Raw genomic sequence first — 24,391 nt, forward strand, 5'->3', positions numbered from 1 at the left:
TGCTCTACCAACTGAGCTATTCCCGCAAATGGCGTCCCCTAGGGGACTCGAACCCCTGTTACCGCCGTGAAAGGGCGGTGTCCTAGGCCACTAGACGAAGGGGACACACAACTGAAACACATGGTGTGTATTTCAGTGTCCAGAGGTTAGATCCGAAGATCATGCCCTGGTTTCACTCAGTGCCGCCCGAGAGCCACACTGCTTAAACTTGGAGCGGGAAACGAGACTCGAACTCGCGACCCCGACCTTGGCAAGGTCGTGCTCTACCAACTGAGCTATTCCCGCATATTGGCGTCCCCTAGGGGACTCGAACCCCTGTTACCGCCGTGAAAGGGCGGTGTCCTAGGCCACTAGACGAAGGGGACACACGTACAACATTCACTACTTAGCTGCGTTTCGCTGTGTGCTTTACGCGTTAAGTGGCGCGCATTCTATGGATGGATTGAAAGGTCGTCAACCCCCAAGGATAAATTTATTAAAATCAATGACTTCGACCTGCTTTCAGGGCCTGAAGGCGAATTGTGCGTGTCCGGGCTTTGACGCCTATATTCTGGCGCCCGACAAGACGCTATAGTTCGCTCCAGCAAATGATGGCAATGTGCATCCATGCAGGGAGCGCCTATCTATATATAGAAGCAAACTACCCGGGCAACTGGTCGATCAGTCCTATCCGCCGGATGGCCCAGTCACTACACTCCACTGTAAACCCTATAAAGAGGTCACACCGGTGACACCACTCATGATCACCCTGCTGGTAATAGCCGGGATCGTAATACTGATCGCCATTGGCTACATGAACCACGTGGTGGAAAACAACAAGCTGGAAAAGAAGCGCACCGAGATCGAGCTTAACGATCGCCTGCGTCGCTGCGGTGAAATCACCGAGACCTTCCCCGGCCAGTTGATGACCCCGGCGCTCAAACTGTTGATGACCCGCCTGGAACTCAACGTCAACCAGCGCCTGTTGAACCTCAACAAAGGCAGCGCACCGCTCAAGGCTCGCATCGCCGAGCTGAATACGCTGGTGGCCCAAGGCGAATCGATCCCGGTGAACAATCCGCCCGCGCCGATCCAGACCGAAGCCAAGGCAAAGGATGTGCGCTTCCTGCTCGAAGCCCTGCACGGCCAGGTCACACGCGCCGCCCAGGACGGTTTCCTGCCGGCCAACGAGGCCAAGCACTGGATCCGGGAAATCCGCCATATCCTGGTGTTGCTGCACATCGAGTTCTTCAACAACCTCGGCCAGCACGCCTTGCAACAAGGCCAGCCGGGCCAGGCACGCCTGGCGTTCGAGCGTGGCGTGCAATACCTGCGTAAACAGCCGGAGCCAGTGATCTACAGCGCACAGCTGCAACAACTGGAAGCCCAGCTTGCCCGCGCCAACTCCACGGTGCTGACCAACAGCAAGCCCGCCGAAGACGAGGTCAACGAACTGACCGAAGGCCTCAAAGTGGTGGATGCCGACGCCGAGTGGAAGAAGAAAGTCATCTACGACTGATTGCGCGGTAGTTGGGCGGGCCTGTGGTGAGCGGGCTTGCTCCGCGCTGGGCTGCGCAGCGGCCCTAAAACCTAACCCCCCGATCTGTCTGCCAGAACGAGGGGTTTTTATTGGGGCTGCTACGCAGCCCAGTGCGGGGCAAGCCCGCTCACTACAAGACCAGGTCTGTACAAACAACCTACCGCTTCACAAGATGCCATCACTTTGCATCTATCCCCCCGCCCCCGACTAGCGTAAAAAAGTGCCCCTTACTCCGTGAAGTCAGAGGCCTGTTATGCCTGTCGCCGTCATTGATGGACAACCGCTGCACTACTTGGACCAGGGCACCGGCCCGGTCGTACTGCTGGGCTCAAGCTACCTGTGGGACGCCGACATGTGGGCGCCGCAGATCGAAGCGCTGTCGCAACAATACCGTGTGATCGTGCCCGAGCTGTGGGGCCATGGTGAATCCGGTGCATTGCCCGCGCAAACCCATTCCCTGGACGACCTCGCGCGCCAAGCCCTGGCCCTGCTCGACCAGCTGGATATCCCAGCGATCAACCTGGTGGGGCTCTCGGTCGGCGGGATGTGGGGCGCACGCCTGGCACTGCTGGCGCCCGAGCGGATCAACAGCTTGGTGCTGATGGACACCTACCTGGGCGCCGAGCCCGAGGCCACGCGCCAGTATTACTTCTCGCTGTTCAAGATGATTGAAGACGCCGGTGCCATCCCCGAGCCGTTGCTGGATGTGGTCGCGCCGATCTTCTTCCGTCCGGGTATCGACCGCGAATCAGCGCTGTACCAGGATTTCCGCCGGCAACTGCAGGGTTACTCGAAAGAACGTCTGTTGCAGAGCATCGTGCCCTTGGGTCGATTGATCTTCAGTCGCGAAAACGTACTGAAGCAACTGCCGCGACTGGACGCCGACACCACGTTGCTGATGTGCGGCGAGCAGGACAAACCGCGCCCTCCCGCCGAGTCCAAGGAGATGGCGGGCCTGATCGGTTGCAGCCTGATCCTGATTCCCGAAGCCGGCCATATCAGCGCCAGGGAAAACCCGGACTTCGTCAACGAAGCCCTGCTGACCTTCCTCGCCAACAACGCCTGACCACCCTCCCCTGTGGTCGTTGCCAACGCGCGGCGATCACAGGCGGAAGTGCCCCACCATGCCCTTGAGTTCCGCGCCTAACTGCGCCAGTTGAATGCTCGACGCGGCGTTGCCTTGCATGCTCAGCGCCGACTGATCGGCACTGGCGCGGATGCTGGTGACGCTGCGATTGATCTCTTCGGCCACCGAACTTTGCTCCTCGGCCGCCGCGGCAATCTGCTGGTTCATCTGCTGGATCAGCGACACTGCCACTGCGATGCTGCCCAAGGCACTTTCGGTTTCCAGGGCATCGCTTACCGCCAGCTTCACCAACTCCCCGCTTTGCTGGATCTGCTGCACAGATGATTGCGCAGCGCTGCGCAAGGTGCTGACCAGTCGTTCGATCTCCTCGGTGGATTGCTGGGTACGCTTGGCCAAGGCCCGTACTTCATCGGCGACCACCGCAAAACCTCGGCCCTGCTCGCCGGCGCGGGCGGCTTCGATGGCGGCGTTAAGGGCCAGCAGGTTGGTCTGTTCGGCCACGCTTTTGATCACACTCAACACGGTGCCGATATTTTGAATTTCAGCGCTCAGGCTCTCGATGCTGGCGCTGGCAGAGGTGCTGGATGTGGCCAGCAATTCAATGCGCTGCAAACTCTGGCGCACCACCTGTTGGCCGCTGTCGACTTTATCATCTGCCGTCTGTGCGGCTTGCGCGGCCTCTTCGGCGTTGCGAGCCACGTCGTGCACGGTGGCAGTCATCTGGTTCATCGCCGTGGCGACCTGTTCGGTTTCTTCTTTCTGGCTGCTGACCTCGACGTTGGTCTGCTCGGTGACACTGGACAATGAATGCGCCGAACTGGCCAGTTGCTCGATACCGGCTTGCAGGCCTCTGACCATTTGGCTCAGGCCATTACCCATCTGTTGCATCGCCTGCATCAACTGGCCGATTTCATCACGACGGCTGACCTCCATGCGCCCGCTCAAATCGCCGGCGGCAATCTGCTGGGCCACGGCAATCACGCTGCGCAGCGGCGCGACGATCAAGCGGGTGATCACCCAGGCCGCAATCAAACCCACCAACAACGCCAAGGCCGAAGAGCCGATGATCAGCATTGCGCTTTTCTTCAACTGCGCCTGCATCGACTGGTCTTCGGCGTCGTAGGCCTGGTTGACCCGGCTGACGACCTGTTCCGCCCTATCATGCAGCTGCTTGTAGACCACCTTTTCCTGGGCCAGCAGCCCGGTGTACTCGCCGAGTTTTTCACTGAACGCGGCGATATGCCCGGAAACTTCATTGAGCACGGTCTGGTAGCCGGAGTCCTTGACTGAGGTCTTCAGTTGCTCGACCTGGGCAAGAGCCTGGTCAGCCTGCTCGATCTTGCCCTGCTCTGCGTCGTCTTGATCGGCCTTGCGGCTCTGGTCGAGCCGCACATGGGCTTCATTCATTGCTTGCAGCATCAGGCGCGACACCTGGCTGACCTGCCCCGCCTGCTCGATAAACTCAGCGCCTTCCTTGCCCTGGCTTTCCTTCAAGCCATAGGCACCGTCGTCCGCCAGCCCGGCCTGCAACACGTCGAGGTTATTGGCCACACTGGACACCGACCAACTGGCCATTTCCAACGCCAGGTCTTTGGTCTGGGTCAATTCGACAAACTCATCGAACGCCTTGCGGTAGGCCTCCAAGGCCTGTTCGACATCGGTCATCACCGGCACGTTGGCCGCCGACTGGGACTTGAGACTGGTCGCGAGAGCCGCCAGGGCATCGACGCTTTCGTGCAGGGCGTCAACGGCCTTGGGGTCGGCATGCAACGCGTAGTCCTGCTCGATCAGGCGCACCTTGAGCAAGCCGCTGTTAAGCGACGACATGGCCTTGAGCCCTTCGAAACGCTGGCCAACGGTTTGCAGGGACCACACACCGATCGCCGCGACCAAGGCCGTCAGCAGCAATACCAGGGTGAAACCCAAGCCCAGTTTTTTCGCCATACCGAGGTTGGCGAATTGTCGTTGCACGGCCGAAATCATTGCACTTGAATCCTCTTGCAATGGCGGTTGCCATCAAGCCCGGTTTACACAGGCGAGATTCGCAACCACAAGGCACTGAACACAAGTCGTTGGCGCCACAATAATGGCAAAAAGCTACACGCCCGTCGTTTTCAGAATGGTCGAGGTCGATCTGGCGGGCCCCATGGCGCGGAACAACGCCAAGGCCCGTTGATCATCGGCATAGGCCACGTTGATGCGCAACCACTCACTGGGCTCGCTGGTTGGACTGAATAGCGCTCCCGACGACAACAAAACCCCGAGCCTGCGGGCACATGCCTGCAACCGCGATGGATCGCCTGCCCTTGGTCGCGCCCACAAAAACATGCCGCCAGCAGGTGCGGCGAACACCTCCCACTCCTCGTCCTCCAGCACCTGCAGCGTAGCCGTCATTTGCGTATTCAGCCGCTTGCGCAAGCGCTGTACCCATTTGCGATAAGTGCCATTAGCCAGCAGCGTGGCCACCACCGATTCGGCGAAGCGTGAGGTGCCAAAACCGGTCAGGGTCTTGAGGCTGGCCAACTGCGCGATGATCGCGGCGCTGGCACTCAGGTAACCCACGCGCAAGGCACTGCTCAAGGTCTTGGAAAAGCTGGCGACGTAGATCACCCGATCATCATGGGGTAACGCCGAAAGGCGCGTACAACTGGGGTGCTGCAGGTCGCCGAGGACATCCTCTTCGATGATCAGGAAGTTGTCGCGCTGCGCCAGCGCCAGCAAACGCTCGCCCACGGTACGACTCAAGCTGGAGCCGGTGGGATTGTGATACAGGCTGTTGACGAATAGGCACTTGGGCCGATGCTGCTGCAGCAGCGCTTCCAGCGCCGGAATGTCAGGGCCACCAGGCGTTCGCGGCACTTGCAGCAATTGCACGCCGTGGAAGCCTAATTGCCAATAGAGGTTGCCGTACCCGGGTGTTTCGACCACCACGCAGTCGCCGGCCTTGAGCAACGTGCGTATCAGCAGGTCCTGGGCATGGCTCGCGCCCGCTGTGATGAGGATACGGTCCTGGTGGGCGGCAATGTGGATTCGACTCAGACGCTTGAACACTTGCTCGCGCAGCGCCGGCAACCCCAATGGCGTGCTGTAATTGAACAGGCCGGCGGTGTCGGTTCGAGTGACTTCACGAATCGCGTAACTGATGTCATCGCTTTCACGCCAGGCATCGGGCAACCAACCGCAGCCCAGCTTCAACTCGCCCAGCGGACTATCGACGAAGGCGCCCCACTCCCGCTCCGCGCCTTCATACCACTGGCCCTCATACAACGTTGACGGCTGGGCCACGCTGAAACCCGAACCGTGCTTGGAAACCAGCAATCCCTGGGCGACCATCCGCTCGAACGCCTCGATCACGCTGGATTGGCTGAGCAGGTTATCGAGGGCCACCTGTCGAACGGACGGTAAGCGTGTGCCGGGGCTCACCCCACTCATGCGAATCCATTGCGCCACAGCGCTGATAATTTGCTGCACCACCGGTACAAGGGCTTGTCGATCGATCCCTAAATCCATGCGCCACTCACTTCAACTGACTGATATTCAACCCAGAACAGTTAAGCACAGAAGCGCATTTCGACCGCGCGCCAAGTCTTATTAAAGTATTGATTTTATTGAATTATTTACCTATTGATACACATTCTGACAGGGCACGGTGCCAGCTATGGAAACGCCCCACACCCCCCCAAACCTTTTCGAATGAAGGGCGGCGTGAGGTCCTAGATAGCGGTCGCACCACCGTCCACCGCCAAAGCTTGGCCTGTGGTAAATGCGGCGCCATCACTGCACAGGTATAGGACCGCGCTGGCGATTTCCTCGACCTTGCCGATGCGCCCGACCGGGTGCATGGCGGCGGCAAATTCAGCCTTGCGTGGGTCGGCCTCATAGGCGCGCCGGAACATATCGGTATCGATCACCGCCGGGCAGACTGCGTTGACGCGGATTTTCTTCTTCGCATACTCGATGGCCGCCGATTTGGTCAGGCCGATCACCGCATGTTTGGAGGCCGCATAAATGCTCATCTTCGGCGCAGCCCCCAGGCCCGCGACCGAGGCGGTGTTGACAATGGCGCCGCCGCCCTGGGCCAACAACAGCGGCAACTGGTGCTTCATGCACAACCACACGCCTTTGACGTTAACGCCCATGATTGCGTCGAACTCATCCAGGCTGCCATCGGCCAGCTTGCCCTTTTCGATCTCGATCCCGGCGTTATTAAATGCATAGTCCAGGCGACCATAGGCGGCGATGGTCTGGGCCATCAATTGCTGCACTTGCGCCTCCAGCGTGACGTTGCAACGCACAAACAGCGCTTCGCCACCCGCCTGGTGGATCAGGGCGACGGTGCCTTCGCCGCCCACCGCGTCCAAGTCGGCAACCACGACCTTCAAGCCTTCGGCGGCGAACGCCAACGCGGTGGCGCGGCCAATACCGGCAGCGGCGCCGGTCACCAGGGCGACCTGGCCGGAAAACGTCATGCTCATAGAAGATGTCCTGTGGGAGAAAATAGCCGTGGGTCGAGTCTAGCCAACGTCGCCTTGGACGCGTCAGCACTATCAAACCGCCGGTTGGCGCTGCATGGATCGCAGTGATAAGAGACATAGGTCAACTATCAACACCACCTATCGACCGGCATTCGCGCTCTCGGTGAACCTTGCTCCCTACCCGTTGAAGGTCTATCACTTCAGGTTCATTTCCAGAAGAGTCGCTGCCATGACCGCCCAGACCAACCGCCAGTTCCTGCTCGCCAAGCGCCCGGTCGGCGCAGCCACCCGGGACACCTTCACTTATCAGGAAGTCCCGGTGGGCACGCCCCAGGAGGGCCAGGTGCTGGTGCGCAACGAATACCTGTCCCTCGACCCAGCCATGCGCGGCTGGATGAATGAAGGCAAGTCCTACATTCCGCCTGTCGGCATCGGTGAGGTAATGCGCGCACTGGGTGTGGGAGAGGTGATTGCGTCAAACAACCCGAAATTCTCTGTCGGCGACTACGTCAACGGCGCCCTTGGCGTGCAGGATTATTTCCTGGGCGAGCCACGTGGCTTCTACAAGGTTGATCCGAAACTGGCGCCTTTGCCGCGCTATCTGTCCGCGCTGGGCATGACCGGCATGACCGCCTACTTTGCGCTGCTGGAAACGGGTGCGCCCAAGGCCGGCGAAACCGTGGTGATCTCCGGCGCGGCGGGCGCCGTGGGCAGCATTGCCGGGCAGATCGCCAAGCTCAAGGGTTGCCGCGTGGTGGGCATTGCCGGCGGCGCCGACAAGTGCAAGTTCCTGATAGATGAATTGGGCTTCGACGCCGCCATCGACTACAAAAGCGAAGACGTGCCCGCTGCCCTCAAGCGCGAGTGCCCCAAGGGCGTGGACGTGTATTTCGATAACGTCGGCGGCGATATTCTCGACGCCGTCCTCAGCCGCCTGGCACTGAAGGCCCGCGTGGTCATCTGTGGCGCCATCAGCCAGTACAACAACAAGGAAGCCGTGAAAGGTCCGGCCAACTACTTGTCACTGCTGGTCAATCGCGCGCGCATGGAAGGGTTCGTAGTGATGGACCACGCCGCAGGCTTCGCCGCTGCCGGGCAGGAAATGGCCGGCTGGATGGCCCAAGGCAAACTCAAGAGCAAAGAAGATATCGTGGAGGGGCTGGAGACGTTCCCAGAGACGTTGATGAAGCTGTTCAACGGCGAGAATTTCGGCAAGTTGGTGCTGAAGGTCAACTGACCCCCAGCTTATGTAGGAGCCGGCTTGCCGGCGATGAGGCCCTTGAGCATTGATCTCAAGGCCGCTATCGCCGGCACGCCGGCTCCTACAGGGGGTGTTGTTCAGGCGATCTCGGCAACGACTGCCGCCAACGCTTTGGCCGGATCGGCCGCCTGGCTGATCGGACGGCCAATCACCAGGTAATCGGAACCCGCGTCCAGCGCCTGTCGCGGCGTCAGGATACGGCGCTGGTCATCCTGGGCACTGCCCGCCGGACGAATCCCCGGGGTCACCAGTTGCAGCGACGGGTGCGCGGTTTTCAAGGCCTGGGCTTCCAGCGCCGAGCACACCAGGCCGTCGAGACCGGCTTTCTGCGCCAGGGCCGCCAGTCGCAGCACCTGCTCCTGAGGCTCGATGTCCAAACCGATGCCGGCCAGGTCTTCACGTTCCATGCTGGTGAGCACAGTCACGCCGATCAACAAAGGCTTGGGACCGCTGCGCTGTTCCAGCACCTCACGGCACGCGCTCATCATGCGCAGGCCACCGGAGCAGTGCACGTTGACCATCCACACGCCCATTTCGGCAGCGGCCTTGACCGCCATGGCGGTGGTGTTCGGGATATCGTGGAATTTCAGGTCGAGGAACACCTCGAAACCTTTATCACGCAGGGTGCCGACGATTTCTGCGGCGCAACTGGTGAACAGTTCCTTGCCGACCTTGACCCGGCAAAGCTTCGGGTCCAACTGGTCAGCCAGCTTCAGTGCGGCGTCACGAGTGGGGTAATCCAGGGCGACGATGATAGGAGTCTGGCAGACGGACATTGGAATGGGCTCTCAGGCAAGTCGAAATCGGCGCGGATTGTAGCGCAAGCGGCGGCGTTGCGGGATCCGATGATCGGTAAATACTGACCAAGCGCTATCGGGCAGGCATTTACGGGCAATTATTTCAAAGCTGATACATTCACGACATGCCCCCAACACGCCCCACCGCTAGCCTCGCTCGCACGACCCACCGACCAGCACTTCCAGCCATGGGGCTGGACGCCTATGCTGACCGCAACGACCAGGCAGATGATCGCATTATGCAGACCCCTTCCGTCTCTGTGAACGACGAGCAAAAAGGCACAGTGATCGCCGATGACAAGCGCTGGAACACCCGCGCGCTGATCGTTGACGACGATGTACCGATCCGCGAACTGCTGATCGACTACCTCGCCCGTTTTGGCATCCTGGCGCATGGCGTCACCGACGGCACCGCCATGCGCCAGGCCATGCAGGCTGAAACCTTCGATGTGGTGGTGCTCGACCTGATGCTGCCCGGTGAAGACGGCCTTTCGCTGTGCCGCTGGCTGCGCGCGGAGTCGGACATTCCGATCCTGATGCTCACCGCCCGCTGCGAGCCGACGGACCGCATCATCGGCCTGGAACTGGGCGCCGACGACTATATGTCCAAGCCGTTCGAGCCGCGTGAGCTGGTAGCGCGGATCCAGACCATCCTGCGCCGTGTGCGCGATGACCGCACCGAACAGCGCGCCAACATCCGCTTCGACAATTGGCGTCTCAACAGCGTATTGCGCCAACTGGTGGCCGACGATGGCCTGGTGGTGCCGCTGTCCAACGCGGAATTCCGCCTACTGTGGGTCTTCATCGAGCGCCCGCGCCGGGTGTTGAGCCGCGAACAATTGTTGGATGCCGCCCGTGGCCGCTCCATTGAAGCCTTTGATCGCAGCATCGACTTGCTGGTGTCGCGCCTGCGGCAAAAACTCGGGGACGACCCCAAGGCCCCGCAACTGATCAAGACCGTGCGCGGCGAAGGCTACCTGTTCGATGCGCGGGATATCGGTTGATGCGCAACGCCTTCAACACGCTGTTCGGTCGACTGTTTGGCGTGTTGCTGGTGGCGATTGTGCTGGCCCACGTGCTGGCGATCTCCTGGTTTCGCTATTACGGCCCGCCCCCGCCGCCGCCACAGGAAACCTTTGTCGAACAGCCTGACGGCACGATGAAGCCCCTGCCCAAGCACAAGCGACCGTGGTTTGGCGGCCCGGTGGTGCCGCTGACGTTCCAGTTCATCTCGTTGATCATCGCCGCCTGGTACGGCGCCAAGCTGCTGAGCCGGCCGATTCAGCGCCTGAGCGAAGCCGCCGAGCGCTTGAGCCTGGACCTCGACAGCCCGCCCCTCGACGAGTCGGGACCGCGTGAAGCACAGCAAGCCGCGTCGACCTTCAACCTGATGCAACGGCGCATCCGCGAACAGGTCAGCCAACGCGCGCGCATGCTCGGCGCGGTCTCCCATGACCTGCGCACGCCGCTGTCACGCTTGAAACTGCGCCTGGAACAGATCGAAGACACCCGGTTGCAAAGCCAGATGCGCCAGGACCTGGACGACATGATCGGCATGCTCGACGCCACCCTGAGCTACCTGCACGAACAACGCACCAGCGAAACCCGACACTGGCTGGACGTGCAAGCGTTGGTCGAGTCCATGAGCGAAAACGCCCAGGACCAAGGCTCCGACGTACAATTCGCCGGCACCTGCGCGCCGCTGCAGGTGCAGCCGATGGCCTTACGTTCGTGCCTCAACAACCTGATCGACAATGCCCTGCGCTATGCCGGTACGGCGCGCATCGAGCTGACGGACAGCCGCGAGGCCTTGGTGATCCGCGTGATCGACCACGGCCCCGGCATCGCCGCCGACAAGCGTGAGGCGGTGTTCGAGCCGTTCTATCGGCTGGAAGGCTCACGCAATCGCAACTCTGGCGGGGTCGGCCTGGGCATGACGATTTCCAAGGAAGCGGCCGAACGCCTCGGGGGTCGGCTGCACCTGGAAGAAACCCCCGGCGGTGGCTTGACCGCCGTGATGTGGTTGCCCAGGGCTTAAAGCGGTTTGTCTTCCCGTCGCCCCTGGGCCTGGGTCGCGCTCCAATCCATCAACAGGCTGTAGGCCACCGCCAGCAGGGTCGGGCCGATAAACAGGCCGATGAACCCAAAGGCGATCAAGCCGCCAAACACCCCAAGCAGCACGATCACCAGCGGCAGGTTGCCGCCACGGCTGATCAGGTAGGGCTTGAGCACGTTGTCCACGCCGCTGATGATGAACGTGCCCCATACGCCGAGGAACACCGCGTAGGTGTAGTCGCCCTTCCAGGCCAGCCAGGCCGTGGCCGGGATCCACACCAGCGGCGGGCCCATAGGGATCAGGCTGAGCAGGAAGGTGACGATGCCCAGCACCAACGCACCCGGCACGCCGGCGATCCAGAAGCCGATCAACGCCAGCAGGGCTTGCGCGGCGGCGGTGCCGATCACGCCATTGACCACCCGTTGCACCGTGCCGGCCACCAGTTCGATGTAGTAGCCGGCGCGATCGCCGATCAAGCGTTCCAGCAGACGGTGCACGAACATCGCCAGGCGCGGCCCGTCCCGATAGAAAAAGAACACGAATACCAGGCTCAGGGTCAGTTCCAGAATCCCCCCACCGATTTGCGCACTGCGCGCCAGCAACCAATTGCCGACCTGCCCCAGGTACGGCTTGATGCTGACCATCAACGCTGCCCCCTGCTGATCAATGCTGTCCCACATGCCCACCAGCCGCTCGCCGACAAAGGGGATCGAGCCGAGCCAGGTAGGCGCTTCCGGCAAGCCGTCGACCTGGATATCCTTGATCAATGCGGTTGCATCGCGCACATGGTCCGCAAGGTTGAAGCCCAGCCACACCAGCGGCAGCGCCACCAGCAGCATCCAACCCAACGTCAGGATGCCGGCAGCCAAGGATTCCCGGCCACCCAGCCAGCGGGTCAGCAGGACCATCAGCGGCCAACTGGCAAACGCCAGCACCGCACCCCAGAACAGCGCCGACCAGAACGGCGCCATCACCCAGAAGCTGGCACCGAACAGCACCAGCAGCAGGATTTGCACCAGTAGGCGATCGTTATTGAGCATGTAGGATCTCGAAAGGAAGACTGTAGGAAGACAGCTTAGGCGAACGGCGCGGGTCCGTTCGCCCTGTTACGCCTAGCGTATCAGATGCAGGTGCAGGCCCTTGGCGTCACCCGTGCCGGTTTCCATGCGTGCGGCGCGCACGCCTTTGTCGACCAGCGCCTGGCGCCAGGCTTCGGCGGTCGGGCCGGTCAGGCTGACGCGCAACGTGGCATCCAGGTTCAGGCCACGAGAAATCAGGGTCAGCCAGGTGTCGTCAGGCTCGCCACCCAGGGCGGGAAAATCCAGTTCGCCGGTGCTTTTCAATTCACGCAGCAGGGTTGCCGAGGTGGGTAGCAGGTCGGCCAGCGGCGCGTTGGCATCCAATTGCTCCACATGCAAATAGGCGCGGCGGTTGCCACGGGTGATGCCGTACAGCGCCACCAGGGAGTTTTCCTGCGGCGCCGCGAGGCGCAGCAGCAGGTATTCCTGCTGGCCGTCGGCGCCGACCAGCTTGGCGTTGCCGAACACTTCATTGGCCCACAGGCTGCTTTCACCGCAATCCCGTGCCTGGCACCAGAACAACAACTGCGCGCCCTTCTCCTGCAAGGCTTCACGCGTGGCCTTGAACGCGGCGTTGGAGCTGTGTTCGGCGGGCAGTTCATAGGTGACGGCGGTGGTCTGGCCGCGGGCGATGGCCTGGCCTTCATAACGCAGTTGGCCGCTGATCTTGCGGATCGCACCCATGGGGTAGATACGTTCTTTTTCTTCGGCGGGACGGTAGTCGACGATTTGCGAGTCGACCTGACGGGCCACGGTGGGCAAGTCCTGGCTGCCCGGTACGTCGGCGGCGAATACCAGTGGGCTCAAAAGGCTCAAGCCCAGGATACGGATACATCCTTTACGCACGCTCATAAGATCAACGAGCCCTGGCCATCGGAGGTCGCAGCGGTGTTGAGTTTGTTCATGGTTGACTCCCTTTCAATCCGCCCAGCCTCGGCAGTTGACCGCCCCAAGTCAAGGCGCGGAGAAGAACCGATTGAAACAGTCTGCAACAAGGACCGCGCCGGACTCATCATTCAGGTGTAAATGGTGGCCGCCTGGCAGCGTGGTTACGGTAAAGGGTAACAGGGAAAGCAATTCGGAATGTTTCGCCAGCATGCCGTCGGCAGCGACCACCAACTGGGTAGGGCAACTCACGCGTCGCACGAAAGCCATCGCCTGTTCCTCAGTCAGGCGAACCGGTGAGGCCAGGGTCAAACGGCTGTCGCTACGCCAAGTGTAACCACCCGGCACCGGCATCAAACCGCGCTGCGCCAGCAGTTCGGCGGCTTCGCGACTGACAGCCACCACGCCTTTCATGCGTGCCTCGACCGCGCGATCCAGGGTGCTGTAGACCGGCTTGCGCTTGTCCTGCAGGTTCAATTGCGCCTGCAAGGCCATGCCCAGCCGCTCGGCGGCATTCTCACCGCTGGCGGTCGGCGGGATCACACCGTCGATCAATCCCAGGTGCGTCACACGCTCCGGCAACGCGCCGGCCAACACCAAGGACACGATGGCACCGAGGGAATGGCCAAGTAATGCAAAACGTTTCCAACCCAGTTGTTCAGCGACTTGCAGCACGTCAAAGACGTAATCCCACAAGGCATAACCGGCACCGGTAGGACGATGCGCCGAATGCCCGTGCCCAGCCATATCCAGCGCAACGATGCGCAACCCCTGAAGTTTTGGCGCCAGCCGCGCAAAGCTGTTGGCGTTGTCCAGCCAGCCATGAAGGGCGATCACCGGCAAACCGTCCTCGGGCCCGAATAAATGGGCCGCCAGTTCGATATGGGGCAGGCTCAGGCGCACCTCTTCAACCGGGGTGCTCATGCGCAGTTGCGCTCGCGGGCTTCCCAGCGGGAGAACAGGTTCTTGATCAGCGTCGCGGTGTCTTGGGGCCGTTCAAGAGGAAACATGTGGCCGCCGGGCATGGTGAGCATTTCGCCCATGGGCAGGCGCCCGACGCCGCTGGCGTGGTGACGCATCACCACCCTGCTCTGCCGGCCGCGCACCACCGCCAGTGGCACCTTCAACTGGCGCACTTGGCCGGGGCTGGTGTGGGGCACGCCACGGTAGATGCTGATTTCGGTGGCCGGATCGAAACGCAGCCGCAGGCGATCACCCACTTGCAGCAGGCCGTGTTGCAGGTAGGCGTCAAAGCATTCGGGGTCAAAGCCACGGAACAGGGTTTTGCCGGAGAAATAGCTGCGCGCGGCGTCCAGGTCGCTGAATTCTTCCCGACGGCCCAAGGTGCGCCCGGCCGGGGTCAGCCGGTCGATAAACCCGAAGCGTTTGGCCGCGCGAATCACCCAACGGTCGGCGCGGGTCAGCACTGGCGAGTCCAGCATGACCACGCCACGGTACAACTGCGGGCAGCGCATGGCCGCGTGCAGGTGCAACACGCCGCCGAGAGAATGGCCCACGCCCCACACCGGTTCCGGTTGCTGCTCCAGGTGGTGGATCAGCTCGTCCACCAGGTTCTGCCAGTTATCGTCCACCGGAAACCGGGGGTCGTGACCGTGCTGTGGCAGATGAGCCACCGCGTACTCCGGAGCCAGGGCGGCGAACAACTTGCCGTAGGTGGCCGAGGGGAAACCATTGGCGTGGGCAAAAAACACGTGCTGCGACATACCGGATCCATCTACAAAAACAGAGATTGATTGTCACCATGCCCGGCCGGCACAGCAATGACTGTAACTGCCAGGAATGATGACACTCACGCCACACCTATCGTGCCGGCGGGTTCTCGCCCAGCGGCACCACAGCCATGGTCAGGCGCGACACGCAACTGGCCTTGCCCTCATCGTTGGTCAGGCGGATGTCCCAGACCTGGGTAGTGCGGCCAATATGGACGGCCTTGGCCACCGCTGTCACCCGCCCGCTGCGCACACCGCGCAGGTGGTTGGCGTTGACCTCCAGGCCCACGCAATAAAACTTGCTCGGGTCGATACACAGATAGGCCGCCATGGAGCCGACGCTCTCGGCCAACACCACCGAAGCGCCGCCATGCAGCAAGCCGTAGGGCTGATGGGTGCGATGGTCGACCACCATGCTCGCGGTCAGGGATTCGTCGTCGAAGCTTTCAAAACGGATGTCCAGCAGTTCACCGATGGTGTTTTTCTGGATTGCGTTGAGTTGCTCGATATTCGGTTGGGTGCGCCACAGGCTCATGGAGAGTGTCCTTATTGGTTTTATTACGGCCCTAATCCTGCCACAGAACGGTTTCGGAACGCTCGCTCCATGTCTGGAAATATTCGCCGTAACTCGATTCGATCACGTTGCGCTTGATCTTCAAGGTCGGCGTCAGGAAGCCGTTCTCTACCGCCCAACTGTCTTTGACCACCACCAATTGGCGTAGGCGCTCATGCTTATCCAGCGCCCGGTTGACCTGTTCCAGCCAGCGCTCCAGGCTGGCACGCAGGGTTGGCAAGTCCTCACTCACTGCCGATAACACGCACAAGCCTATCGGCGCGATCAATCCATCACCCACCACGCACACCTGCTCGATACGCGGATGCTCGGCCAAGCGGTTTTCAATCGGCGCCGGCGCCACGTATTTGCCTTTGCTGGTCTTGAAGATTTCCTTGAGCCGTCCGGTCAGGCGCAAACGCCCCTCGGCGTCCTGCTCGCCTTTGTCGCCCGTGCGCAGGAAACCCTCGGCGGTGATGGTTTCGGCGGTTTTCTGCGGGTCCTTGTAGTAGCCGAGCATGGTCGCGCCGCTGCGGACCTGGACTTCGCCTGTCGGGTCGATACGCACTTCCACCCCGGGGCACGGCAAGCCGATCCAACCGAGGGTCTGCTGGCCGGGGCGGCAGACATGGGAGTAGCCGCAACTCTCGGTCATGCCATACACCTCAAGCACATCCAGGCCCAGGCGTTGATACCAGCGCAGCAACGCCTCAGGCACAGGCGCCGCTCCCGAAAGCGCGATACGCAACGCGTCCAGGCCCAAGCCGGCGAGTACCTTGTGGCCCACACGCTTACCGATGAAGGGCAGGCGCAACAAGGTGTCCAGGCGCTTTGCGGGAATCTTGGCGTAGACGCCCATCTGGAATTTGGTCCAGATACGCGGCACGCCAAACAGTGCGGTCGGACGTGCCCTACGCAGGTCCGTCAGAAACGTCTCCAGGCTTTCGGCGAAAAACACGGTTTGCCCGGTATAGATCGAGGCCATCTCGACAAACATCCGCTCCGCCACATGGCACAGCGGCAGGTAGGACAACAACCGGTCGCCCTCACCCAAGCCAAACAACTCCGTACCACGGGTGGCGGCAAACCCCAACGCGCCGAAGGTGTGCATCACGCCCTTCGGCAGGCCAGTAGTGCCGGAGGTATAAATGATGGTGGCCAGGTCCGAGGCCGCAGGTGCCGGCTCATCCTGGATCGGCGAGCAGGCTTGCAGATCGGCCCAACTGAAATCGAATTCGCCCGCTGGGCACAACGGCAGGCTGATGGTCGGCACATCCGCAGGCACGCCGGGCGCCATGGCTGGCCAATCATCAAGCTTGCCGATAATCACCAGCGCCGCCTCGGAATGGGTCAGCACATGGGCGACAGAATCAGCGGTGAGATTGGGATACAGCGGCACCGAGACATGCCCGGCCATCCAGATCGCCAGGTCGGCAATGATCCAGTGGGCGCAGTTTTTCGAAATCAGCGCAATGTGCGAGCGGGGAGGCAACTCCCGGGCGCGCAGCCAGTGCGCGGCGCAGCGGGCCTGGTGGCCGACGTCGTCCCAGGTGAGGCTTTGCACGTCGCCACCACCGACCGGCTGCACCAGAAAGGTTTGGCGCGGATGTCGCGCTTCACGTTCGAAGAAGACCTGCAACGGCAAACGAAAAGCGACGGGCATGGGACGCGCTCCTTTGTGGTCCGACGATAGCCAACCAAGCACTTGCTTGGTTGACTATATAGCACACACAAAGCCGCGATAAAGCCTACGGGTTCTTCACACTGACCAGGCTCATCAGCCCCGCCAGCGGGAAATCCCCTTCCAGTTCCGCCAGGCTGGCGGTGTGCATCGGCTGCGGCTGGCGCTGGTGGCCGTGCTGCAGAAAGCTGATCAGGCTGCCCACCAACGGTTGATGGCTGACCAGCAGCACATTGTCATCAGTGTCGAGCTTTTCCAGCACCTGCGACGGATTACCCTCGGGCGTCAGCCACGGCACTGTGCGAATCTCAGGCTCAAAGCCCAAGGCCTCACGCACCAGCTGCGCGGTCTGCTGCGCCCGCACATAGGGGCTGGCAATGATCGCGCTGAGGGGCTGGCCGATCAGTTGCGCAGCACTGCGCAACACTTCGGCGCGGCCATGCTCGGTGAGGTTGCGCTCGGCATCGGTGCGCGCATGCCCTTCGGCCTCACCGTGGCGCAGGATCCACAGCTTCACAGTTTCGGCTCTTCATCGCGCACCGGGTGTGGCGCCGGCGGCACGCTGTGGGCGGCTTCGCCCTCGGGTGCGCGCGGGGTCGGCCAGTCGGCGAACGGCCACGGCTTCTGGTCGGTGTGGAAGCTGCCGAAGCGGCCGATCTGCGCCAGGAACTGGCTGAGGCTGTCGCCAAAGTTCATCAGGCCCAGGTTCGGGGCGCCGTAGACCAGGCGGTAGATCAACTGCACCACCACCAGCGCGCCGAGCAGGAACTGCGCCACTTGCCACACCAGGGCAAACACCAGCATCCACAGAATGCGCAGGCCAATGGATTCGTACTTGGGAGCTGCTTTCGGATCGTTCATGACGCGTTCCTCAGTTGAAACCACTGGTGGAAATAAAGTCGACATCGGTTTTCGGCTCGGCACGCATCAGCAACTCGATGACCTGGTCCAAGGTGCGCCCTTCAAACAGGATCGCGTGCAACCCGGCGACCAGCGGCATATACACACCGACTTCCTGGGCCTTGGCCTTGAGCACCTTGAGCGTGTTGACCCCTTCGGCGACTTCGCCCAGGCGCGTGACCGCGTCTTCCAGGCTCAGGCCCTGGCCAAGGGCGAAACCCACCTGGTAGTTGCGGCTTTTCGGTGAGGAGCAGGTGACGATCAAGTCGCCCACGCCTGCCAGACCCAGGAAGGTCATTGGGTTGGCGCCCTGGTTCACCGCAAAGCGGGTCATCTCGGCCAGGGCGCGGGTGATCAACATGCTCTTGGTGTTTTCGCCCATGCCCAGCGCGACGGCCATGCCGGCGATGATCGCGTAGACGTTTTTCAGTGCACCGCCGAGCTCGACGCCAAAACGGTCGCTGCTGGCATAGACGCGGAAAGTGCGCCCATGCAACACGGCCTGGACACGTTCGCAGAGTTCTTCGTCTTCACTGGCGACTACGGTGGCGGTCAACGCGTGTTCGGCCACTTCCCGTGCCAGGTTCGGCCCGGACAGCACGCCAATGCGCGCTTGGGGAGCGATTTCCTCGAGGATTTCGCTCATCAACTTGAAGGTCTGTGCCTCGATGCCCTTGGTCAGGCTGACCAGCAACTTGCCGGCCAGACGCTCGGCGTGGGGCGCCAGCACCGAGCGCAAGGCGCTGGAGGGCAGCGCGACGAAGCACAGGTCGCACGCCGTGAGGGTTTCGAGCAGGTCGGTGACCGGCTCGACCGCCGGATGAATCTTGATGCCTTTGAGGTAACGCGGATTTTCCCGGTGCACCCGAATGGCCTCGGCCTGTTCGGGGTCGCGCATCCACTGGCGCACAGCGTGGCCGTTCTCGGCCAGCAGGTTTGCCACGGCGGTACCAAAACTTCCGCCTCCCAGGACCGCAATAGGGCGCTGTTCAGTCATATGCAATCCGTTAATCCATACCAGTGGCGATGGCGGCATTATACGGGCCGACCCGCTGGCGGCCAGCCCCCGTATCAATTCGCGCGTTTGTCGGAAAATGCCACATTTACATGGAGTAATTGCAAGTCCGGCGACTGGCAAAAGGCCCCACCTCAGTTAACATGGGCGGCTATCCGCAATTATCAAGGCCGTGCCGTGTATTTGGGCCCTCCTCCCCGTTCATCTCTGTGGCTGATGCTGTTGTGCTGCACGCCTGCCATGGCCGACGACCTGTTCCTCGACAGCCAGCCGCTGCCCCAGGTATTGACGGCCACGCGCCTCAAGCAATCGGCCGCCGCCGTGCCCGGCAGCATGACCGTGATCGACAGCGAGCTGATCAAAGCCAGTGGCGCGCGGGATATCAGTGAGTTGCTGCGCCTTGTGCCGGGGATGATGGTCGGCTACACCAGCGGCAATCAGGCGGCGGTGAACTACCACGGCACCAGTGCCAGCGATGCGCGGCGCATGCAGGTGTTGATCGACGGCCGCTCGGTGTACCGCGCGGGCCTGGCCACCGTGGACTGGAGCGACATTCCGGTGGCCATGGAGGATATCGAGCGCATCGAAGTATTCCGTGGCCCCAATACCGTCAGCTACGGCGCCAATGCCTTGATGGCGGTGGTGAACATTCTTACGCGCTCGCCGGCCAACAGCCACGGCACGCGGGTAAAAGTGGTGCGTGGCGAACGCGGCATCAATGATTTCTATGCCAGCCAGGGCGCAGGCTGGGAAACCGGTGACTTGCGCCTGTCCCTGTCCGGGCAGCAAGACGACGGTTTCGACAGCGATGCATCCGGGGCCGACCGTCGTGACAGCCGCCGCCTCAGCCGCTTCAGCCTGGCGATCAGCCAGACGCTGAACACGCAGCAAAGCATCGACTTGCAACTGGATGCGAAAGAAGGCACAAACCAGCGACCGTATACCTACAGCCCGGTCTTCGCCGGGATTACCGAGGGCGGTAACAATTCCGACGTCACCGCCAAGGATTATGCCGGCTCCCTGCGCTGGAACTTCGACTTCAACCCGGATCACAGTCTGTATATCCAGGGCTCCGCCCAGCAGTGGGACCGCCAGCAAATCTGGAAGGCGTGTGACGCCAAGGTCTCGTTCAGCCCCGAGCTGACCCAGTTGTGGCAGATGAATCCCAACTACGCCGAACTGCTGGCCCGGCACATGGACACCTACAGCCAGGGCAGCGCACCACCGGGCAGCGCAGCCGAGCAGGCGTTGGCCAACCAAGTGCTGCAACAGTGGCGCGACGGTGCCAGTCAAAGCGTGTGCGGCGACATCGACCAGAGCACCCGCGAAAGCCGCTACGACCTGGAGATTCAAGACACCCTCAGCCTGTCCGACAGCCTGCGCCTGGTCAGCGGCATGAACTACCGCTATGACCGCGCCGACTCCGACACTTACTTCAACGGCACGTTGGACGACACCACCTGGCGCCTGTTCGGCCAGTTGGAATGGCGCGCCAGCGAGCATTGGCTGCTGCAAGGCGGCGCCATGTATGAAGACACTCACCTGAGCGGCAACTCGCTGACGCCACGGGTGGCGGTCAACTACCTGATCAACCCGCGCCACGGCCTGCGTGCGGTGTACTCCGAGGCGATCCGCTCGCCGGACATGTTCGAGAACAACGTCAACTGGAGCTACCGCGTCACCAACCTCAGCTCCCCGGCCTACGGGCAGACCACCGGGCAATACTTCGTAAAGACCCGGGGCCCAGGTAACCTCGATAAAGAGATGATGAAGTCACGGGAACTGGGGTACAACGGCTTCTTTGCCGACATCGGGCTGAACATGGACGTGAAACTGTTCTACGACGAGATCACCGACATGATCAGCTCGCCGCTGCGCAATAACCAGTACATTGCCAGCAACGCCAACAGCGCCCGGTTTACCGGCGCAGAGTCCCAATTCGACTGGCGTGTGAGCAACGCCGACCGCCTGCGGCTCACCTATGCTTACGTCGACGCCAGCACCAGCAACCCGCTGGACAAAGCCCAGACCGCGCGCAACAGTGGCTCCGCCGGCTGGTTGCGTGAGTGGGGCCAGGGTTGGTCCAGCGCGCTGTTCTACTATGGCGATGACGCACTCAACCAATATCGCTTCGAACGGGTCGACCTGCGGGTCGCCAAGCGCATTGCCCTGGGCAAAGCCAACGTGGAGCTGGCCGGCATGTTGCAAGAACGCCTCGACAACCAGCCCACCACCTGGGCCGACAACAATTATGACCATCGCCACGTGCTCTACTTCAGTGCCGAGCTAGAGTTCTGACATGGGCGACTCGTCACGGATGACTGGCGTGTTGATCACTCGGCTTTGGCGGCGTGCCGTGCTGCTCGCCTGCCTGCTGCTGGCCGCGCCGGCGTGGAGTGCCGATATCCTGCTGACCGCCGCTGAAGACGGCGCCGGTGTGCAAGCCTTTGCCCAGGCCCTGGCACAGCAACGCCCCGAAGACCGTGTCACCTTTACAGCCCTCAAAGACTTGCCGGCACCCGGCCGCCTGCCGGCAACCACGCGCTTGATCCTGCTGGACCTGCCCGGCCTCGACTGGCGCCTGCAAGAGCCTCAGGGCCCACCGACCCTGGTGCTGCGCATCAGCCGCCTGCAAGCCCATCAGCGCCTGGGCAGCATGCCGCACCCACGCATTAGCCTGCTGTGGAGCGACCCGCCGCTGGATCGCCAATTGCGCCTGATCGCGGGCATCCTGCCGCAGGCGCGGCGTATCGGCGTGCTTTATGGCGCCGACAGCGAATTCCTGCTGCCCGAGCTGAAACAGCACTCCACCTCGCTAGGCCTGGAGATCGTGCCCCAGCTCTGGGACAACATTAATGACAGTCGACCGCTCCAAATCCTGTTCCGCAACAGTGATGTGCTGCTCGGCCTCGACGACCCGCAGTTGTACAACCCGAAAACCGCGAAGAACCTGTTGCTGAGCAGTTACGCCCAGCAATTGCCGCTGATAGGCCCGAACGCGGGCTTCGTACGAGCCGGCAGCCTGGCCAGCACCTACAGCGACCAGGCTGACTGGCTGGCCGTGCTTGACCGTCTACTCGACCATTCGCCGGCCAACTGGCCGCGCTCGCTGTACCCGGATCGCTTCAAAGTCGTGGGCAACCCGCAAGTCGCGCGCTCACTGGGGATCGAACAGGTGGACGAAGCCAGCGTCGCCACCCGATTGGCCGAAGGAGAAAAACGCCCATGACCTTGCGTCGTCGTTGGGACATCAACACCCGTACCCAGCTCATTACCCTGGGCCCGGCGCTGTTGCTGACGTTGCTGTTGATCAGCTTCTTCACCTTTGTGCGTATCCAGGATTTGCGCCAAGAACTGGACCACACCGGCCAACTGATCGCCAACCAACTGGCGCCGGCCACCGAATACGGGGTGATTTCCGGCAACAATGACGTGCTCGACAGCCTGTTGCGCGCGACGCTGGCCACGCCGCACGTGCGCTTCCTGGAGATCCAGGACAGCAGCGAGAATATCCTGGTGTATGTCGAGCAACCGTCGGAGAAGCACGACCGCTCACTGTCGGTGAAAGTGTTCCAGGCACCGATTCGTCTGCAACACATTCAACTGGGTAACGATTTCTTCCAGGACAACCTCAACGAATCCAAGGCACCGCGCGCCGATTACCTGGGCCGGGTGATCGTCGGCATGTCCAACGACGCGTTCAGCCAGCGCCAGCAGGAGATCCTGTTCAAGGCCGGCATCCTCGCGCTGTTTGCCCTGCTGTTTACCTTCCTGCTCGCGCGGCGCCTGGCCGCCAGCCTGTCCCAGCCGATCAGCGCCATGGGCCATGCGGTGAAGGCGATCCAGCAAGGCGACTACCAGACGCCGCTGCCGATTGTGGATGACTCGGAGCTGGGCGACCTGTCGCGGCATATCAACAACCTTGCCGAAGGCCTCAACCAGGCCAGTCGCGAACAACAGCAGGCCATGGCCCAGTTGATCCAGACCCGCGAAGAAGCTGAGCGCGCTAACAACGCCAAGTCGGAGTTCCTGGCGATGATGAGCCATGAACTGCGCACGCCCATGAATGGCGTGCTGGGCATGTTGCAGTTGCTGGAAACCACGGAGATGACCGAGGAGCAGACCGAGTACGCGGCACTGGCTTCGGAGTCCACCGAGCATTTGCTCAAGGTGATCAACGATATCCTCGACTTCTCGCGTATCGAACGCGCCGCCCTGGAACTGGAGCATATTCCGTTCAACCTGGCGGACCTGATCAACAGTTGCGCGCAGGCCTTCCAGCACAGCGCCCAGCAACGTGGGCTGGCGCTGAAACTGGCGATCCCGCTGGGGATGGACGCCTTGCAGGTGCAGGGAGACCCGACGCGGATCCGCCAGATCCTGGTGAACCTGATCGGCAACGCCTTGAAGTTCACCGAGCACGGCAGCGTCAGTGTCGAGCCCCACTGGCAGACCCTCGACCATGAACTGGTGTGGTTCACGTGCACCGTGCGTGACAGCGGCATAGGCATTTCCGCCGAACGCCTGGAGGCGATGTTCGACGCGTTCCAGCAGGCTGACAGTTCCATTTCAAGACGTTACGGCGGCACCGGCCTGGGCCTGCCCATCGCACGCACCCTGGCCGAACGCATGGGCGGCACCCTGCGTGCCCAAAGCGAAGAAGGCCGCGGCTCGGTGTTTACCCTGGAAATTCCCCTGGCCATCGACCAGCACAGCGTGCCGCCGATTGCCAGCGACGCCGACGGCAAAGCCGGCGCGGGTGATGGTCGTCACGTGCTGCTGGTGGAAGACAACCCGGTCAACCGCACGGTGGTTGAGGCCATGCTGCGCAGCCTGGGCTTCGAAGTGAGCCTGGCCACCGACGGCGCCGAAGCGATCCGCAGCGCCGAGAGCCTGATTTTCACCGCAATCCTGATGGATTGTCGGCTGCCGGTCATCGACGGCTATGAAGCCACCCGGCAAATCCGTCAGTTACCGGGCTGTGCCGATCTGCCGATCATCGCCCTGACCGCCAACGCTTTACAGGGCGACCGTGAAGCCTGCCTGGCAGCGGGAATGAACGATTACCTGGCCAAGCCGTTCAAACGCACGGATTTGCAGCAAATCCTGCAGCGTTGGGTGCAATAGCGCCGCGCCATCAGCCAACTCCGACTGGCGTGAAAGGCGAAAGTGCGGCAGTCTTAGGCACCCGAACGGGCCCATAAACAGGCCCGGTTTAAAATTTCAGTGAACAAGTGTACATTCAGTGCCTTGCCGCTGTGACTTTCACTACAACGCAATAGTCTATGTGTAGGCTGCCGACATGAGGCATGAACGCTTCATTCGGTTCGGGAAGATTTACCCTACCCTGCCG

Annotated in this window: 21 protein-coding genes, 3 tRNA genes and 1 pseudogene; 8 read left to right on the forward strand and 17 right to left on the reverse strand. The window is 61.9% G+C overall.

Features of this window, described 5'->3' with window-relative positions; all coding sequences use genetic code 11:
* Positions 1-29: 29 nt before the first annotated feature.
* The 3 genes from U367_RS0122310 to U367_RS0122320 all read right to left on the reverse strand — a co-directional run bounded on the left by U367_RS0122310 (position 30) and on the right by U367_RS0122320 (position 365).
* Positions 30-105 (reverse strand) — tRNA-Glu (locus U367_RS0122310).
* 104 nt (positions 106-209) lie between these two features.
* Positions 210-285, reverse strand: a tRNA-Gly gene (locus U367_RS0122315).
* Between the two features lie 4 nt (positions 286-289).
* Positions 290-365, reverse strand: a tRNA-Glu gene (locus tag U367_RS0122320).
* Positions 366-727: 362 nt separating this feature from the next.
* Between U367_RS0122320 and U367_RS0122325 the strand changes: the two genes are divergently transcribed.
* The gene (locus tag U367_RS0122325) at positions 728-1,498 is read left to right on the forward strand and encodes a hypothetical protein (protein WP_028615743.1); all 771 of its coding nucleotides are present in this window, start codon (positions 728-730) and stop codon (positions 1,496-1,498) included.
* A 274-nt stretch (positions 1,499-1,772) separates the two neighbouring features.
* Complete coding sequence (locus tag U367_RS0122330; protein WP_028615742.1) at positions 1,773-2,585, forward strand: alpha/beta fold hydrolase; 813 nt, start codon at positions 1,773-1,775, stop codon at positions 2,583-2,585.
* A 36-nt stretch (positions 2,586-2,621) separates the two neighbouring features.
* Here the strand turns inward: U367_RS0122330 and U367_RS1000000132780 are convergent, their stop codons facing one another.
* From U367_RS1000000132780 to U367_RS0122345, 4 genes and pseudogenes are all read right to left on the reverse strand, one after another.
* Positions 2,622-3,503, reverse strand: coding sequence for a methyl-accepting chemotaxis protein (locus U367_RS1000000132780; RefSeq protein ID WP_394365184.1), 882 nt, complete (start codon positions 3,501-3,503; stop codon positions 2,622-2,624).
* A pseudogene (locus tag U367_RS1000000132785) lies at positions 3,480-4,589 on the reverse strand (HAMP domain-containing protein); the annotation flags it as partial. The pseudogene U367_RS1000000132785 and the gene U367_RS1000000132780, both read right to left, overlap by 24 nt.
* 114 nt (positions 4,590-4,703) lie before the next feature.
* The gene (locus U367_RS0122340; RefSeq protein WP_028615740.1) at positions 4,704-6,116 is read right to left on the reverse strand and encodes an aminotransferase-like domain-containing protein; all 1,413 of its coding nucleotides are present in this window, start codon (positions 6,114-6,116) and stop codon (positions 4,704-4,706) included.
* Between the two features lie 203 nt (positions 6,117-6,319).
* Complete coding sequence (locus tag U367_RS0122345; RefSeq protein WP_028615739.1) at positions 6,320-7,081, reverse strand: SDR family oxidoreductase; 762 nt, start codon at positions 7,079-7,081, stop codon at positions 6,320-6,322.
* Between the two features lie 229 nt (positions 7,082-7,310).
* On the opposite strand from U367_RS0122345, the gene U367_RS0122350 reads away from it, so the two are divergent.
* On the forward strand, positions 7,311-8,318 hold the full coding sequence (locus tag U367_RS0122350) for an NADP-dependent oxidoreductase (RefSeq protein ID WP_028615738.1): 1,008 nt from the start codon (positions 7,311-7,313) through the stop codon (positions 8,316-8,318).
* 101 nt (positions 8,319-8,419) lie between these two features.
* On the opposite strand, the gene pyrF is transcribed toward U367_RS0122350, so the two are convergent.
* Positions 8,420-9,118, reverse strand: coding sequence for an orotidine-5'-phosphate decarboxylase (gene pyrF, locus U367_RS0122355; protein WP_010211681.1), 699 nt, complete (start codon positions 9,116-9,118; stop codon positions 8,420-8,422).
* Between the two features lie 260 nt (positions 9,119-9,378).
* Between pyrF and U367_RS0122360 the strand changes: the two genes are divergently transcribed.
* The gene (locus U367_RS0122360) at positions 9,379-10,143 is read left to right on the forward strand and encodes a response regulator (RefSeq protein WP_032864128.1); all 765 of its coding nucleotides are present in this window, start codon (positions 9,379-9,381) and stop codon (positions 10,141-10,143) included.
* The gene (locus U367_RS0122365) at positions 10,143-11,177 is read left to right on the forward strand and encodes a sensor histidine kinase (protein ID WP_028615736.1); all 1,035 of its coding nucleotides are present in this window, start codon (positions 10,143-10,145) and stop codon (positions 11,175-11,177) included. The genes U367_RS0122360 and U367_RS0122365 overlap by 1 nt, the downstream gene beginning before the upstream one ends.
* Here the strand turns inward: U367_RS0122365 and U367_RS0122370 are convergent.
* The 9 genes from U367_RS0122370 to U367_RS0122410 all read right to left on the reverse strand — a co-directional run bounded on the left by U367_RS0122370 (position 11,174) and on the right by U367_RS0122410 (position 19,020).
* The gene (locus U367_RS0122370) at positions 11,174-12,235 is read right to left on the reverse strand and encodes an AI-2E family transporter (protein ID WP_016979537.1); all 1,062 of its coding nucleotides are present in this window, start codon (positions 12,233-12,235) and stop codon (positions 11,174-11,176) included. The genes U367_RS0122365 and U367_RS0122370 overlap by 4 nt on opposite strands.
* Before the next feature lie 72 nt (positions 12,236-12,307).
* On the reverse strand, positions 12,308-13,126 hold the full coding sequence (locus U367_RS0122375; RefSeq protein ID WP_028615735.1) for a DUF4892 domain-containing protein: 819 nt from the start codon (positions 13,124-13,126) through the stop codon (positions 12,308-12,310).
* Between the two features lie 102 nt (positions 13,127-13,228).
* Positions 13,229-14,083, reverse strand: coding sequence for an alpha/beta hydrolase (locus tag U367_RS0122380; RefSeq protein WP_028615734.1), 855 nt, complete (start codon positions 14,081-14,083; stop codon positions 13,229-13,231).
* Positions 14,080-14,883, reverse strand: a complete 804-nt coding sequence (locus tag U367_RS0122385; protein WP_028615733.1) for an alpha/beta fold hydrolase — start codon at positions 14,881-14,883, stop codon at positions 14,080-14,082. The genes U367_RS0122380 and U367_RS0122385 overlap by 4 nt, the downstream gene beginning before the upstream one ends.
* Before the next feature lie 97 nt (positions 14,884-14,980).
* A complete protein-coding gene (locus tag U367_RS0122390) occupies positions 14,981-15,424 on the reverse strand; it encodes a hotdog fold thioesterase (protein WP_028615732.1) in 444 nt (147 codons plus the stop codon).
* Positions 15,425-15,455: 31 nt separating this feature from the next.
* A complete protein-coding gene (locus tag U367_RS0122395; protein ID WP_028615731.1) occupies positions 15,456-17,105 on the reverse strand; it encodes an AMP-binding protein in 1,650 nt (549 codons plus the stop codon).
* 85 nt (positions 17,106-17,190) lie between these two features.
* Positions 17,191-17,640: a phosphohistidine phosphatase SixA gene (sixA, locus tag U367_RS0122400; RefSeq protein WP_028615730.1), complete on the reverse strand. Its 450-nt coding sequence runs from the start codon at positions 17,638-17,640 to the stop codon at positions 17,191-17,193.
* On the reverse strand, positions 17,637-17,984 hold the full coding sequence (locus U367_RS0122405; RefSeq protein WP_028615729.1) for a DUF4389 domain-containing protein: 348 nt from the start codon (positions 17,982-17,984) through the stop codon (positions 17,637-17,639). Before U367_RS0122405 ends, sixA begins: the two co-directional genes overlap by 4 nt.
* A 10-nt stretch (positions 17,985-17,994) precedes the next feature.
* Positions 17,995-19,020, reverse strand: coding sequence for an NAD(P)H-dependent glycerol-3-phosphate dehydrogenase (locus U367_RS0122410; protein ID WP_028615728.1), 1,026 nt, complete (start codon positions 19,018-19,020; stop codon positions 17,995-17,997).
* Positions 19,021-19,215: 195 nt separating this feature from the next.
* On the opposite strand from U367_RS0122410, the gene U367_RS0122415 reads away from it, so the two are divergent.
* The 3 genes from U367_RS0122415 to U367_RS0122425 are packed head-to-tail and all read left to right on the forward strand — an operon-like array spanning position 19,216 to position 24,165.
* On the forward strand, positions 19,216-21,336 hold the full coding sequence (locus U367_RS0122415; RefSeq protein ID WP_317135396.1) for a TonB-dependent receptor plug domain-containing protein: 2,121 nt from the start codon (positions 19,216-19,218) through the stop codon (positions 21,334-21,336).
* A gap of 1 nt (position 21,337) precedes the next feature.
* Entirely contained in the window at positions 21,338-22,267 is a 930-nt protein-coding gene (locus U367_RS0122420) for an ABC transporter substrate-binding protein (protein WP_028615726.1), read from the forward strand.
* Complete coding sequence (locus U367_RS0122425; protein WP_028615725.1) at positions 22,264-24,165, forward strand: ATP-binding protein; 1,902 nt, start codon at positions 22,264-22,266, stop codon at positions 24,163-24,165. The genes U367_RS0122420 and U367_RS0122425 overlap by 4 nt, the downstream gene beginning before the upstream one ends.
* Positions 24,166-24,391 lie beyond the last annotated feature (226 nt).

It is taken from the genome of Pseudomonas canadensis, from assembly GCF_000503215.1.
Taxonomy (GTDB): domain Bacteria; phylum Pseudomonadota; class Gammaproteobacteria; order Pseudomonadales; family Pseudomonadaceae; genus Aquipseudomonas; species Aquipseudomonas canadensis.